This window comes from Terrimonas sp. (assembly GCF_003075435.1).
In the GTDB taxonomy this organism is placed as follows: domain Bacteria; phylum Bacteroidota; class Bacteroidia; order Chitinophagales; family Chitinophagaceae; genus Agriterribacter.
In genome coordinates this window covers 126,897-140,997 of the sequence record NZ_QCZJ01000007.1, presented here as the reverse complement: position 1 = coordinate 140,997, position 14,101 = coordinate 126,897, and the positions used below count along the sequence as shown (strand labels likewise).

The window sequence follows — 14,101 nt, the reverse complement described above, 5'->3', positions numbered from 1 at the left end:
TTTATATTTTGCAGAAGAATTTCAAGTAAATTTTTATTCATTCTTTATGTGATTTTATGGGGTGCATTTTAAATTTCTGTATGTAGGTACTACGGCTATGTCAGACCCCTCGTGCCTGGGGGCGACAGGCTGCGGTGCAATGACGAACTATGTTACTATTGCCAGGCATTTGTATCAATGCTGAACAACGCACTGCTGCTGTCATGCCGAGGCACGAGGCATCTGGACTATATTACCATATACCCGAAAATTTGAAATGCATCCATCTCATGAACGGAAAATTTCATGTACGTTTGATAATAAATTTGCATTTTGGATTCTCTTACACATATAGTTCTGGGCGCGTGCATTGGTGAAGCTGTCGCTGGTAAACAACTTGGTAAAAAAGCAATGCTGTTAGGCGCTGTTGCTCAAAGTATTCCTGATATAGATGCTATCGGTAGTATATGGCTGAATGAAGTAGATGATATTGTTGCCCATCGCTCGCTTACACATTCAATAGTATTTGCCATAGTAGTGAGTTGTTTATTGGCATGGATAGCCGGTAAAATGTTTCACAGGCATAATGCGGCAAAGCGAACATATGTGCTGCTGTTTTCGGTAAATATATTTGTGCATGTTTTTATTGATGCATTTAATGCGTATGGTACTGAATTGTTTTACCCGTTTAACGATACCAGGTTTTCTTTTAACCTGGTTTTTGTAGCTGATCCGTTGTTTTCCATCGGGCCGTTGATTGCTTTTGTATGGTTATTACTGGCAAAAAGTAAATACGTACACCGAAAAAAAATTGCTGTATACGCTATTGCGCTCACTACTATATACATAACCTATGCCTTCGCAAATAAGATGAAAGTAGAGCAGGTAGTAGCAAATACTTTGAACCGGCAGCATATTGTTTCGGAAGGACATTTTACTACCCCAACTATTTTAAACAGTTTATTGTGGTATGTGGTGGTTAAGCAGGAGGACGGATATAAAGTTGGCTACAGGTCGGTATTTGATAAAACAGGCGAGATTGTTTTTAATGATGTGGAGAGAAATGACAGCCTGCTAAACAATGTTACTGACAAAAATGATGCGTTGAAACTGATCCGTTTTTCATCCGGGTATTATACTGTAGAAAAATGGAGTGATACGTTGGTGTTGAATGTATTAAGGTTTGGCCAGATCGGCTGGCAGGATCCTGCTGCAAAATTTACCTTTCATTATTTACTCAATAAGCCCGAAGGTAATCAACTGGTAATACAAAGGGGACGGTTTAAGAATATGAACAGGGAAAGGGTTTCCAGCTTTATAAGAAGGGTGAAAGGGATATAAACTTAGTATACAAAATGTCTGAACGTATAATCAAAATATTTACAATAGTAGGAATACTTTCATTCATGTTCCGGTTGCTGAGCTTACTATGTAATTATTATTATGCATCATATACCATTGCCATTATTGCCGATGTAATTGGGCAATTGCTTTTTCTGTCTTTATTTTTCTTTATTGCAAAAGATTTAAAACAAAATTATGGAAAGAGAGTCAGGCTGATATATTTGTTTGTATGCTCTTCCTTGGTAATTACCTTTTCTAATATTACGGACATGCTATCGCGTAATATGATGCTTTTTATTCAGTTGCTTGTTTTGGCTGTGGTTGCCGCTTTTATTGTATATCTTTTTAAAACCGTTTATCGCTTATTTGCAGTAGCATACATCATTACCCTATTAATGATTTTTGCGTTTCAATTTATAGTGAGAGAATTAGTTCCCAACATAAGTTATAGCTATTTGCTGGTGTTAAACGCTTTGCCAATATTATATCCTCTGGTGCTCATTTATATTGTGCGTATCAAAAAGAATTATATACCAGAGGAAGAGATTAACAGCATCGGCCGTGATGTAGAAATATAGTTCGTTTATACGTTAAACCGGTAAACAACATATTTTTTATAAGGCTCCGCTCCAATACTTTCTGTAATTTTTTGCATTTTATTATTTTCTCCTGCAATCCAACTGATTTCTCCCTGCAGGTACCCTGCCTTTTTTGTTCTTGCATTCATTTCACTATACAATATGCTCCCCAACCCGAGTTCCTGGTAGCGCTTACGGATAGCCACAAGCATCACCTTGGCCGAATCAATTTTTCTTAACCGGTAAATAAATTTTATAATGCCCCACGGCGTTAACCTGCCCTTATGCAATTGTTTAACTGCCGGGTTTATGTTGGGGATGGTAAGCATAAATCCTGCTGTATCCCCTTTGAGTTTAACTTTAAACAATAGTTGCGGATTTAATATCTGTTTCAATGCTTTTGCCATAAAGAGAAATTCTTTTTCGGAAAAAGGAATAAAGCCAAAATGCCCTTTAAAAGCATCATTGTATACCTCACAGAGTTCATTTGCTTCAGCTTCAAACTTTTTGAAATTGATGTTTTCAATGCTGATGTTATACCTGTTTTTTAACAGCCCGCTCACTCTTTCTATTTTATCTGTTTTTATTCCCTGCCGGTAATTATATGCCAGGAATTCCATCGCGACTTTTCCTCCTTCCTTTTCTATTAAAGCAGGGTAGTAAGGAGGATTATAGTTCATCATAAAAAAAGGATCACTATCAAAACCTTCGGTAAGAATACCCAGTTCATAATTAAGGCTGGGATTGAGCGGTCCGATTAATGTATTTACTTTTTTTTCCGAAGCAAATTTTTTTACAGCGCTAACAAGCTCATGTAATAATCCCGGATCGTTTTCAAAATGGAGATATCCAAAATAAACGGCATCTTCAGGGTTATACTGCTTATGCTGGGAGTGATAAATGGCTGCAATTGTTCCTGCTGCTTTACCTTTTTTTAATGCAACAAAAAGTTTTCTTTCTGCAACCTGCCACAGTGGATTTTTTTTTATGCTCAGCGTGTCCTTTACGTTTGATAGAATAGGGGCGATGTAATGAGGATAGTTTTTCAGGATGTTTCCCGGAGCATCCAGGAAGAGATTCAGCAAGCTTTTATTGGTAACTTCTATAATTTCCATTTTGCCTGTCTTAATTAAAAATAATAAAACTACATCAATGCTTTGCTAATATCTTTTATGATCCTGCAGTGGAATTTTTACAATTCCTGGTTTTATATTCATTATAATTAAAAATAATATTTGCTATTTGCGTGGAAAGTTTGTAGCTTAAGTGAGGAATCTGGAGTTCAAAATACCGGGTATGAAGAAAAAACGGATTCTTTTAATAAGCCCCACGGGGCTGGACAACGATGGGAAACCGATTGTTCAGCGCAAAACCTATTTGCCCGGGCTAACATTACTACAATTAAGCGCAGTTACTCCTAAAGAGCATTTTGAAGTAAGAGTTGTTTCAGAAACATCCGAGCCTATTCCCTGGAATGAGCAATGGGATATTGTTGGACTTACGGGTATGGGAGGTGCCGGTGTTGTGAGAGGCTATCAGATAGCTGATATATTCAGGAAAAAAGGTTCCCTGGTAGTAATGGGTGGTATCGCTATTTCTTTGTTTGATGATTCATGGACGAGGCAGCATGCGGATGTTATTGTAAATGGCGAATCAGAAGATGTATGGCCGCGTTTTCTTGATGATTACCTCGCAGGTGAAGTAAAGGAAACATATACGATGACCCATGTACCTGATGTTAAATTATTTCCACCTCCTGACTATAATGCTTTTAATTTAAAATATTATGGATTCTGGCGCCCGGTGCAGGCCACGCGGGGCTGCCCTTTTCCCTGTACATTCTGTTCTATATCAGAATTTTTTAAACGCAGCTATCGTAAGCGGCCTGTTGAGCAGGTGATAAGGGATGTACGAGCGGCAAAAGCATCAGGCAGCAGGTATATCGCTTTTATTGATGATAATATAGGTGTTGATTTTAATTATTGCAAAGAGTTGTGGACTGCGTTGATCCCTGAAAATATTATTTGGGTTAGCCAGTGCAGTCTTCATATTGCCAAAAACGATGACATGCTTGCGCTTGCATACAAAAGTGGCTGCCGTATTCTTTCCTTTGGTGTAGAAACCATTAATCCTGAAAGTCTTGAACATGTGGAAAAGGAATGGAATGAACCGCATAATTATGAAAAGGCTTTTTTGAATATTAAAAAACACGGTATTGAAATATCAACCGAAATGATCCTTGGCTTAGATGGTGATAATGAAACAGTGTTTGAAAAGACTTTTGAATTTTTAATGAAAAATAAAATCGCCCTGCCGCGCATGTATATACTTACACCTGTGCCGGGTACACCTATGTACAGGCAGTTAGAAGAACAGGGTCGCATTTTTGATTATGATATTCAAAAATATGTTGGGGGCTCTGCAGTATTTCATCCCAAAAATATGACGGCAGAACGCCTGCAGCGCGGCTATTGGGACTTGTATAAAAAGCTGTATTCCGTAAAAAATATTTATAAAAGATTAAGTGGGAATGATGCGGGATTAAGTCCATTTATGCGGTTGTTTGTATTAGGAACAAATATGGTTTACCGCAATCATATTAATCGTGGCATCACTCCCGGAATTGTTTAAACAAGCAAGCTTATATGCGAGTAGCCGAACCAACATCATATAACATCAGGTCTACACCTTATTATCTTTTTCCTGCTTTCATAAAAAACACTGCTGTATTCATTTCCGAAAAAATGGATACCTATGGCGATTTTTTTGAGGTAAAACTTCCTGGACGAGAAATATTGGCTGTTGCCAATGCTGATGTGTTGCAGCATATACTGGTAAGGAATGAAACTAATTATATAAAGAGCAGGTATTACTGGCAACAGCTCAAGGCAATTATAGGTAACGCACTTGGTACATTGGAAGGAGATGAATGGTTGCTGATGAGGAAACTTCACGCAAAAGCACTGGGTAATGCTAAAACAACTACATACCTGTTTAATATAAATGCTGATATTCATAACTATCTGCACCAATGGAAAGCTTATAAAAATTCAACAGTTGATATTATTGCGCTTTTTGCTGAAATGAATGTAGCCATTTTGCTTCAGGCATTATTCGGGTATGAAAACAAGGCTATTTGTGCAACCATAGCATCACTTGTTGGAGCAGGACAAAAGCATATACTGTGGCGTTCCAAATATCCCTGGCGGCCTTTTTTATCCAATTTTTCCGGTAAAGACAGGAAATATGACAGCAGCCTTATTTTTTTTGAAAATCTTGCAATAGATATACTTAAAAACAGAACAAACTCAACCGGTGATATTGAAAAGCTGATTGATATACTTATTGAGAAGTCAAATCACGCCGGCTCAGTATCATTCATTAAAGAACTCCGCAGTGAACTGATTGTTTACCTGGGTGCAGGAACTGAAACAGCAGCGGTGGGGTTGGGGTGGATCATATATCTTCTTGCAAAAAACCGCGATAAGCTGGATTGTTTGCGTGCAGATATCTTGAAGGTAACCGGTGGTAATCCTGTTGGGGCAGATCATTTAAGTGATCTTGTATATGCTGACTATGTTGTTAAAGAAGGATTGCGATTATATTCTCCGAGTCATACAATAGCTCGTGATGCACTTGAAGATGATTATATAAATGGCATTACAATACATAAAGGAGCATCTGTTTTTATTAGTAGTTATGCGCTTCACCGCAACCCAGCCTATTGGAGGGCCCCGCTTGATTTTATACCGGAGCGTTTTGAAGCAGCGCCAGTGAAATACAGCTATATCCCTTTTGGTGCAGGAAGGCATACCTGTATAGGACGATACCTCGCTACCCCCATGCTTGTGCTTACATTAGCATCATTTGTTCAGCAATTTGATTTTGAACTTGAAGATGATGAAGTACCGCTACCAGAATCCGGCTCAACATTAAAACCCCATAAACCCATATTGATCACGCTAAAAACTTTGAACTGATATGAAAGTTTTATTGGTTCGTCCACCGGTGCCAAAGCATACCATAGGGTTGAAACATATTATGATATGTGAACCGCTGGAGCTTGAATATATTGCCGCGGAACTGCTGCACCACGAGGTGATGATATTTGATCACCTGGTTGAAAAAAAATTTTTAAACAGGATAAAAGCCTTTAACCCTGATGTGGTGGTTAGCAGTTGTTATAAATCAGGAACGAATGAAGTAGTTAAGCTATTCAGAGAAATTAAGCATCTGGATAAAAATATAATTACCATAGCAGGTGGTGTGCATGCCACATTGAACCCCGAAGATTTTGCAGATGCTGCTGTAGATATTATTGGCATAGGTGATGGCACATTGCTGCTTGCGGAAATAATAGATGCGCTGGATAATAAGCAGCCCTTAATAGAAGTTCCTGGTATTGCTATTCCTGTAGGCGAGGGGTTACTTGTAAAAACAGCACAACGAAAATATATGCCGCCTGCTGATACGCTTCCTTTACCAAGAAGGGAACTTGTCAGTCATCTTGCTCATAGATATTATTACCTTATGCATAAGCCGGTTGCTACCATCAAAACAACATGGGGCTGCTGGTATCGTTGCAATTTTTGTTTTACCTGGAGAATAACTGATGGTATGCCTTATAGCAGATCTCCTGAATCGATTATTGAAGAGTTGTTAACCATTAAAGCTAAAGATGTTTATATCGTTGATGATATCTTTCTTATTAATAAAAGCAGGTTGCGAAAACTGGCTGACCTTATCCGTGAACATAAAATTGAAAAACATTATTTATGCTATGCCCGTGCAGATTTTATTGCAGAGAATGAAGAGGTTATTAAAGAATGGTCGGAGCTGGGGCTCAGAGCGGTATTCATAGGTTTGGATGGAGTTACAGACGAAGAGCTGAAACATATGAATAAGCAATCATCTGCGCATTATAACAGGAAGGCGGTGGAGGTATTGCGGAAATATGAAGTTGACACCTACGGATCGCTGATACCTGGAGCAGATTACGAAAAAAAAGACTGGGACAGACTCTGGCAGTTTATTGAAGACGCCAAATTATATTACGTAAATATATCTCCTGCTACGCCGTTGCCCGGAGCGATGGATTATGATGCCCAAAAAAGCAAATTAACTGTTCCCGTTGATGCGCATGGTTTATTTGATTTATCGCATCAGCTTATGCCAACTAAAATGCCACTGAAAGCATACTACCGGCAATTGCTCTACCTGTACTGGAAAACGATTATGAATTTCAGGAGAGCGCAGAAGAATACTTTCAGAACATTGCCAACTATATGGCACAAGGATTACTGGAATATTATTATAGGCGGATTAAAAATTGGCCGCCAGTTCTATTTTGCACATACACATCACAGTCCTAAGGAAATAGCGATTGCAACGTACAAAGGCAGAATCGTGCCAGGACTTACGTATGAAGATAAATTCCGTCACCCTTCATTTAAAAACTTCAGGGAACAACCCTTGCAAAACCGTATTGCTGCGCTTGAAGCTGTATGAAAACAGAAATATATGATGATATAGAAGCTATTGATCCGCATGAATGGGATTCTCTAAACCCGGAGGCAGAGCTTTTTCATACATATCATTTTCTTAAGGCATTGCAAAAATCACGTGTAGAAGATGCTGATATGTATTTCCTGGTTATAAAAGATGAGGATCGCATGGTGGGTACAGCTGTACTGAGCGCTTTTACTATCCATCTCGATTTGTTTATAAATGTGCAATCCTTGACAAGATTGATAAAAAAAATATTTCCGCATATTTTTAAAACCAGGGTGCTTTTTTGTGGTACGCCTATTTCAGCAGCGCATAAAAACATACAGACAATACAATATGCCCGAACAAGTGTATATAAAGCCGTTGCTGCAACTATGGAAGGCATAGCCGTAAAAGCAAAAGCTAATACCTTAATATTTAAAGAATTTTTACCCGGTGATCTGCAATATTCAGATACTTTACTTCAACAGGGGTACTTCTGTGGATACAGCATTCCTTCAACATGGATGCCGGTTAAGTATGAGCAATACAATGATTATTTAAAAAGCATGCGTCATAATTTCAGGCGGCAAATCATTGCATCGCTGAAAAAAGCAGGAATGGAACTTCCTGTTGTTTCAAATAACAGTTCAGCATTATTTACTGCAGGCAAACCTGTTATCAGGTATATCAGCAAAGAGGAAATCACCGGAAAGGAATTTTACATATACTATTTAAGTGTGATGTCGAGAACTGCTGTAAAGCTCGAAACGCTGAATGATGTTTTTTTTGAAAACGTTTTTGAAGTGCTCAAAGATGAATTGAAGCTTATTGCATTTATGTATAACAGTGAAATAATCTGCGTATTTGCGTTTACTATTCACAACGGGGTACTAAATTTTTTATGGACAGGGAAAAAGCATAACAAAGATGCGTTCGACAGTTATCATAATTTACTTAATGCATTGGTTGAAATTGCTATAGAAAACAGGTGTGAAAAAATTGTGCTTGGGCAAACTTCTTATTATCCGAAGCAACGTATTGGCGCCTGCACAGAGGACCGGTTTATTTATGTAAGGAGCAGAAGACCTTTAATCCATGCTATTTTGAAAAAACTTAATCCATGGATATTTCCTCATACAAAAATTCCCATGCTTAATGTATTCAAAAATCAATCCGATGTTTACAAAGGAGAAACAGTCAGCGCACGAGTTGGAGCATATGCTCCGGTTTCTGAAAATAGATAAGTATTATGAATCCGGGCAGGGCGATTGGTTGACTTATACGGATGAGAATGGCGTTAAAATAAATGTACTGGATGTGGTTGGCTCTTATGGCATCAACCTGCTTGGGCACAATAATCCATCTGTTCAAACATTATTACATTCATTTAATGAGCCTTGTTTTGTACAGGCAAGTAACCAACCGGGTAAAACCAGGTTGTCACAAAAACTGGCTGAGCTTACTGAAGCACAAACAGGGGTTAAAGGCTGGCATGTGGAGTATGCAAACAGTGGTGCTGAAATTATTGAAGTCGCAATAAAGCTTTGCTGGCTTCAGTATGAAAGAAAGATTGATCTTATCCGGCAGGAGATATACTATTCCATTAATTATCTTGAAAAGAAAAATACATGTGCTGATGAAATAAAATTTTTTACCGGCCAGTTAAAGCTTACAGATGCAGCACCGGCTGTCGCGCATTTGGAAGGAAGCTTTCATGGAAAAACATTAGGCGCTTTATCTGTTATGAGTAATGCCTGGTTGAAAAATACTTTCCCGGTAGCTTTAAAATCTTTGACGTTGCCCAAGGATGTGGAAGCATTAAAAAAGAATGTAGAAGAATACGTTATCAAATACTTTGTTATTGATGAAAAGACAGATAAAATTGTTGAAAAAAAACACCTGCCTGTTATAGGTTTGTTTATAGAGCCTGTTCAGGGGGAGGCAGGAGTGCTATGCCTGAGTGATACATTATTATCGCAGGTAAGTGAACTAAAAAAAATATGGGGGCTACCAGTTATTGCCGATGAAATTCAATGTGGTCTTTACAGAACGGGTTATTTTTCCTGTCTTGACCGGAAAATACTTGTCGCAGATATGTATTGTTTTGGTAAAGCGCTCGGCGCAGGTATTGCCAAGCTTAGCGCCTTATGTTGTTCGGATAGAATATATACGCCAAACTTTTTTCAATTTCATTCATCAAGTTTTGCCGGTGATGCATTCAGCAGTAAAGCAGCGTTACTTTTTTTGAAATTATTTGAAGAAAATAATATAACAGCGCATATAAAGGAAGATTGGTTATTCAGGCAGTTATCAGTTTTGAAAAATATTTTTCCCGGGTATGTGGTTGATGTAAGAGGAAAAGGCCTGATGTGCGCTATAGAACTTAATGAGGACAGGCTGCACAATTCTTTTATCACCAAATTTCTTAAAGATATAGGCATGCTGGGCTACTGGATTGCTTCTGTATTATTAAACAGGGAGCGTATCCGGATTTTGCCTACGCTTTCAAATCCTTTATCATTCCGTATTCAGCCTTCCATACAATTTTCTGAAGATGATGCCTGCTTTTTGATAAATGGTTTCAGTAAGCTCTTCAATGCGATTGAAAGCCATGATTTAAATTACCTGTTTGGTCACATACTCAAATTCCCGGCTAATGCTGTTTTAAAACATCTTCCCCCGGCTGTAAAGCACAATGAATTTCCGGAAAATGCGGCTGTGTTTATTTGCCACCCGATTGATAATGTGCATATCCGCCGTATAGTTGATCTTATAGATGATTATGATGAGCAGGCGTTAACTGCGATGCTGGAAGAATTAAGTATTTACCAGCAATTTACGGTTTATCATATTGATACACTCATCAATGCTGAGGGTACAACAATTCCTGTAGTATTCCTGGGTATTCCGCTCACCAGCCTGTCTTTTTTTCATTTACTGCGTCGGGGCAACAGGCACGGATGGGTAAAAAAAATACAGGATGCTGTTAATCTTGCAAATCAGAAAAATGCAAAAAGCATTGGCTTAGGACAGTTTACAAGCATCATTACAAAAAGTGGAATGCACCTGCATTCGCCACATGCCACGCTTACTACAGGCAACACTTATACAGCGATACTTGCTATGCAGGCAGCATTTCATCAGTACAAAGAGAGGAATCCAAACAGGTCGAAGCCTTGTGTTTGCCTTGTAGGCGCAAAGGGCAATATCATTTCCTCTATAGCTGAAGAGATGATACAATCTGCACAAAAACTTATTCTTGTTTACAGGCATGCTCTTGAAAAAGATAATGATACATGGCATCATTACCGCTCATTGCTGCGTAAGGTGTCGGGAAGCAGTGAACTTGCAAAGAAAATAATAGCATTGCTTGATATATACAATATTGATATAAAATTTGATGATATTATTGCTCAGCTGGGCAATGATATTATTGTAACGGATTCACTTTGTCATGAAGCAATAAGCAGCGCTGATATAATTTTTACTGGCACTAACGATACCAATGCATTATTACAGAAAGAGCATGTAAATAAAGGCGCTATTATTGTTGATATATCTGTTCCATCTAATGTTTGCAACGAAATACAGCACGATAATAATTATGTATATATAAAAGGTGGTATAGCCTCGCTTCCCCTGTACGCAGGTATAACGCAAAACCTGGAGTCTGTTATTCTTCCTTTTGATGAAGGGGAGTGTTTTGCCTGTATGGCAGAAACCTTTGGGCTTGCTTTCTCTTTACCACGGTCAGCAAATTTTACTGGCGAAATAAGCACCGGAAACATCAGGAAGATATCCTGTATTATGGAAAAAGAAGGTTTTGGGTTAAAAAGGGCAAAAGTAGAAGATAGTGTTTGATTTAAAATGCTAATCACGATAGCGCGAAGTATACCTGTAAATACCTTCAAGAAACAGCATTCCCATTTCAATTTCGCAGCGAAGCCAATTCATAAGATCTTTGGCTTTTGACTGGTCAGGTTTGCGATTAAAGCTCATAATCTCTGCAAGCAGTTCTTTGTAAGATGAGATCAGATTTTCCTCTACCAGGCTACGCATTTCACTTTCCAAAGGCGTTTGCTCTGAAATGGCAATGAGTTTTTTGAGTCTTGCCGGAATGGTAAGCTGTAATGCCATTATATTATCAGTATAGTTTTCTTTGGTGAGGGTAGAAGAAATAGAAAGGATCTGTTGCAGGTTGGAGATTGTTGTCATGGCTTTCGTTTTAATTTTATCAGGCTTAAAAATTACCATATGGTATTTTTATGTCCTGGTTAATAACGGCATCTTCTGGAAATTAGTATGAAGAGCCAGCTAAAAATCCCCTGAATGCCTTAAGTGTTACCCTGTATGTTAACATCTTTTTAAAAAAACAATAAGATTAGTGAAGCCAATTTTGGGTAAATTGCAGTACCTGCCATACGAAATGTACATGGTGCCCACAAATCTGATATGTATGGAATGGACAAACTTCATCCTCATTACTTTAGGTGCTTTAATAGTTGTTTACACCTGTATCCAGTTTTGGAGATTTTCCTATTTGTGGAAAAAATTAAATCACACAAATCTTGATGGGTATAAAAAAATACTTGGTGAAGGTTACCGGTCAAGGCCAGTTGATATGAAAACCCGTCGTTATAAATGGGATAAGGGAATTTTTGTGGTAAGGGCTCATTTTGATGATAAGGGAAATCTTATCGGTACTCAAAATATCAGCACCCGTTTTTCCCGAAAGCGGAAAGAAATAAATCTGAATTAAAGCAGTGTCTCAAAAAAATGATTGAGCGTTTGCTTTTGCTGCTTAATAAAAAGCGCTGTTAACCGGTCTTAAAACAGTGCACATCACACATGAACATTTGGTTAAAGGATTGGAAACTGCCCGAGCACAGCTTTCCAGGTAAGCGGAAGGTCAGCTTATCTTACAGTCAGGGAGAAATAAAATTACCCTAATGTGACTTAAGTAACATTCTATCTTATTATTCTGCCTCAGCTTTGTACTATCAATAATTGCAGATAACTTCTGCTGTTTATTGATGAATATATTATTGACTTCAACCTAGAATGTTATGTCAAACGAGGAACATTATTATGAAGTAAATGTAAAATGGAAAGAGGGTAGGATCGGGCATCTGTCTGCTCCGGGATTAAATGAAAATATTACCTGCGCAACACCACCTGAATTTTCAGGAGGTGTGCCGGGTATCTGGTCTCCTGAACATTTATATGCTGCTGCTATTAACAGTTGTTACATGGCTACATTTCTTGCCATTGCTGAAAATTTTAAGCTGGCTTTTGAAAGCTTTGAATGTAAAACAACCTGTAAGCTGGAAATGATAGAAAACAGGTACCAGATACCCCATGCAGTAATTGAGCCTGAGGTTAAGCTAAAAGATCCTTTAGCAGATACAGAAAAACTCAACCGTGTAATGGAAAAAGCAAAATCTGCCTGTCTCATAACAAATTCAGTTAAAACGGCTGTTTCACTAAAACCAAAAACGGAATATGCATTTCAGTAGTAGGTAACAAACGTAGCTAAACGCAGGGAAATATTTTTTTAGCTTTATTATTCAAATTAAAATAATCTCCGGTTATGAAAAAGAACATGGGTTCAATGGATAAGGCGATCCGCATTTTTATTGCGGCTGCTATTGCCGTTTTATATTTTGGAAATGTTATTTCCGGTACCCTGGCTATTGTACTGGGAATTATTGCCATTATTTTTGTTGTTACTTCTTTTATAAATTTTTGCCCTTTGTATGTGCTGTTGGGCATAAATACTTCTAAGAAAAAAGAGTAACTGATTTTTCGAATATGTAAAAACAAAACGCATTGATCATGGCGGGTATAGATAAAATATTTAAAAAGGGTGTGAATGTTGCTGCCGCTGTTTTTTTAACAGCAGCCTGCCATAATACTGATACGGCAGTAGCTGATAACAATGATGAATTGTATTTACACAAAGGCGATAGTATAACAAGCTTAGCCCAGCGCATATTGGTATCAAATGTTATGCAGGCTATTCAAACCAAAGGAGTTGCAGGTGCCGTTTCGTTTTGTAATGAGAGGGCGATGCCGCTTACGGATTCAGTTGCAATGGCAGTACATGCGGGCATTGCAAGGCTAAGCGATAAAAACCGGAATCCTGCTAATGCAATCCAAACACCGGGTGATAGTTTGGCCTGGCAAAAGCTGAAGGCAATAATTACAGATACGCTTGCCACAAAAAAGCATTTTGTGTTACAGCATAGTGATGGTAATATGTATTATTACAAGGCTATTACTATTGCCATGCCAGCATGCCTTAATTGCCATGGCAGTAAAGACGCGGGTATAGCGCCGGATGCGCTGGCGGCTATTAATCAAAAATATCCTGCTGATAAAGCAACAGGTTATAAAATGGGCGAACTTAGAGGCATGTGGAAAACTAAAATGAGTAACACAAATGAGTAGTCTTTTAAAGAAAAATTTACTGGTTATCATAGGCATAATAGCCGGCGCTATCGCGGGGTTTTTATACTGGAAATTTGTTGGCTGCACTTCCGGCACATGCCCCATTACTTCAAAACCTTTAAACAGTAGTGTGTATGGCGCGGTTATGGGCGGATTGCTCTTTTCTATGTTAAAAAAGTAAGACTGCGGATTCAGCAATTCTTCAAATACGGAATGCCTGTTTTTGTTTTTAATGGACTTGAAAAGTATTTATATATTCC

The 14,101-nt window shown here is 38.2% G+C and carries 14 protein-coding genes; 12 read left to right on the top strand and 2 right to left on the bottom strand.

Features of this window, described 5'->3' with window-relative positions:
- Positions 1-312: 312 nt before the first annotated feature.
- Both DC498_RS10045 and DC498_RS10040 read left to right on the top strand, forming a co-directional pair.
- On the top strand, positions 313-1,320 hold the full coding sequence (locus tag DC498_RS10045; protein ID WP_165813808.1) for a metal-dependent hydrolase: 1,008 nt from the start codon (positions 313-315) through the stop codon (positions 1,318-1,320).
- Between the two features lie 14 nt (positions 1,321-1,334).
- Positions 1,335-1,901, top strand: a complete 567-nt coding sequence (locus DC498_RS10040; protein WP_116874010.1) for a hypothetical protein — start codon at positions 1,335-1,337, stop codon at positions 1,899-1,901.
- Positions 1,902-1,906: 5 nt separating this feature from the next.
- Here the strand turns inward: DC498_RS10040 and DC498_RS10035 are convergent, their stop codons facing one another.
- Positions 1,907-3,016: a hypothetical protein gene (locus DC498_RS10035; RefSeq protein ID WP_116874009.1), complete on the bottom strand. Its 1,110-nt coding sequence runs from the start codon at positions 3,014-3,016 to the stop codon at positions 1,907-1,909.
- Between the two features lie 181 nt (positions 3,017-3,197).
- On the opposite strand from DC498_RS10035, the gene DC498_RS10030 reads away from it, so the two are divergent.
- The 5 genes from DC498_RS10030 to DC498_RS10010 are packed head-to-tail and all read left to right on the top strand — an operon-like array spanning position 3,198 to position 11,252.
- Positions 3,198-4,532: a B12-binding domain-containing radical SAM protein gene (locus tag DC498_RS10030; protein ID WP_116874008.1), complete on the top strand. Its 1,335-nt coding sequence runs from the start codon at positions 3,198-3,200 to the stop codon at positions 4,530-4,532.
- 14 nt (positions 4,533-4,546) lie between these two features.
- Positions 4,547-5,881: a cytochrome P450 gene (locus tag DC498_RS10025; protein WP_116874007.1), complete on the top strand. Its 1,335-nt coding sequence runs from the start codon at positions 4,547-4,549 to the stop codon at positions 5,879-5,881.
- Between the two features lies 1 nt (position 5,882).
- Entirely contained in the window at positions 5,883-7,409 is a 1,527-nt protein-coding gene (locus DC498_RS10020; RefSeq protein WP_116874006.1) for a B12-binding domain-containing radical SAM protein, read from the top strand.
- Positions 7,406-8,635 (top strand): peptidogalycan biosysnthesis protein, encoded by a 1,230-nt coding sequence (locus DC498_RS10015; RefSeq protein WP_116874005.1) that lies wholly within the window; start codon positions 7,406-7,408, stop codon positions 8,633-8,635. The genes DC498_RS10020 and DC498_RS10015 overlap by 4 nt, the downstream gene beginning before the upstream one ends.
- Entirely contained in the window at positions 8,568-11,252 is a 2,685-nt protein-coding gene (locus DC498_RS10010; RefSeq protein WP_165813807.1) for an aminotransferase class III-fold pyridoxal phosphate-dependent enzyme, read from the top strand. Before DC498_RS10015 ends, DC498_RS10010 begins: the two co-directional genes overlap by 68 nt.
- 9 nt (positions 11,253-11,261) lie before the next feature.
- Here the strand turns inward: DC498_RS10010 and DC498_RS10005 are convergent, their stop codons facing one another.
- Positions 11,262-11,606 (bottom strand): hypothetical protein, encoded by a 345-nt coding sequence (locus DC498_RS10005; RefSeq protein WP_133176815.1) that lies wholly within the window; start codon positions 11,604-11,606, stop codon positions 11,262-11,264.
- A 241-nt stretch (positions 11,607-11,847) separates the two neighbouring features.
- Between DC498_RS10005 and DC498_RS10000 the strand changes: the two genes are divergently transcribed.
- The 5 genes from DC498_RS10000 (at position 11,848) to DC498_RS09980 (ending at position 14,022) form a co-directional block, all read left to right on the top strand.
- Positions 11,848-12,150 carry a hypothetical protein gene (locus DC498_RS10000; RefSeq protein ID WP_133176814.1) on the top strand — a complete coding sequence of 101 codons (303 nt, stop codon included), beginning with the start codon at positions 11,848-11,850 and terminating at the stop codon, positions 12,148-12,150.
- 307 nt (positions 12,151-12,457) lie between these two features.
- On the top strand, positions 12,458-12,907 hold the full coding sequence (locus DC498_RS09995) for an OsmC family protein (protein ID WP_116874001.1): 450 nt from the start codon (positions 12,458-12,460) through the stop codon (positions 12,905-12,907).
- 74 nt (positions 12,908-12,981) lie between these two features.
- The gene (locus tag DC498_RS09990; RefSeq protein ID WP_116874000.1) at positions 12,982-13,188 is read left to right on the top strand and encodes a YgaP family membrane protein; all 207 of its coding nucleotides are present in this window, start codon (positions 12,982-12,984) and stop codon (positions 13,186-13,188) included.
- 38 nt (positions 13,189-13,226) lie between these two features.
- Positions 13,227-13,841 (top strand): c-type heme family protein, encoded by a 615-nt coding sequence (locus DC498_RS09985; RefSeq protein ID WP_116873999.1) that lies wholly within the window; start codon positions 13,227-13,229, stop codon positions 13,839-13,841.
- Entirely contained in the window at positions 13,834-14,022 is a 189-nt protein-coding gene (locus DC498_RS09980; protein ID WP_116873998.1) for a DUF6132 family protein, read from the top strand. Before DC498_RS09985 ends, DC498_RS09980 begins: the two co-directional genes overlap by 8 nt.
- Positions 14,023-14,101: the final 79 nt, after the last annotated feature.

What these genes read in the sequence shown, in the direction of transcription:
- DC498_RS10040 (WP_116874010.1), top strand. Translation starts at nt 1,335, where the DNA reads ATGTCTGAACGTATAATCAAAATATTTACAATAGTAGGAATACTTTCA.
- DC498_RS10035 (WP_116874009.1), bottom strand. Translation starts at nt 3,016, where the DNA reads ATGGAAATTATAGAAGTTACCAATAAAAGCTTGCTGAATCTCTTCCTG.
- DC498_RS10030 (WP_116874008.1), top strand. Translation starts at nt 3,198, where the DNA reads ATGAAGAAAAAACGGATTCTTTTAATAAGCCCCACGGGGCTGGACAAC.
- DC498_RS10025 (WP_116874007.1), top strand. Translation starts at nt 4,547, where the DNA reads ATGCGAGTAGCCGAACCAACATCATATAACATCAGGTCTACACCTTAT.
- DC498_RS10020 (WP_116874006.1), top strand. Translation starts at nt 5,883, where the DNA reads ATGAAAGTTTTATTGGTTCGTCCACCGGTGCCAAAGCATACCATAGGG.
- DC498_RS10015 (WP_116874005.1), top strand. Translation starts at nt 7,406, where the DNA reads ATGAAAACAGAAATATATGATGATATAGAAGCTATTGATCCGCATGAA.
- DC498_RS10010 (WP_165813807.1), top strand. Translation starts at nt 8,568, where the DNA reads ATGTTTACAAAGGAGAAACAGTCAGCGCACGAGTTGGAGCATATGCTC.
- DC498_RS10005 (WP_133176815.1), bottom strand. Translation starts at nt 11,606, where the DNA reads ATGACAACAATCTCCAACCTGCAACAGATCCTTTCTATTTCTTCTACC.
- DC498_RS10000 (WP_133176814.1), top strand. Translation starts at nt 11,848, where the DNA reads ATGGAATGGACAAACTTCATCCTCATTACTTTAGGTGCTTTAATAGTT.
- DC498_RS09995 (WP_116874001.1), top strand. Translation starts at nt 12,458, where the DNA reads ATGTCAAACGAGGAACATTATTATGAAGTAAATGTAAAATGGAAAGAG.
- DC498_RS09990 (WP_116874000.1), top strand. Translation starts at nt 12,982, where the DNA reads ATGAAAAAGAACATGGGTTCAATGGATAAGGCGATCCGCATTTTTATT.
- DC498_RS09985 (WP_116873999.1), top strand. Translation starts at nt 13,227, where the DNA reads ATGGCGGGTATAGATAAAATATTTAAAAAGGGTGTGAATGTTGCTGCC.
- DC498_RS09980 (WP_116873998.1), top strand. Translation starts at nt 13,834, where the DNA reads ATGAGTAGTCTTTTAAAGAAAAATTTACTGGTTATCATAGGCATAATA.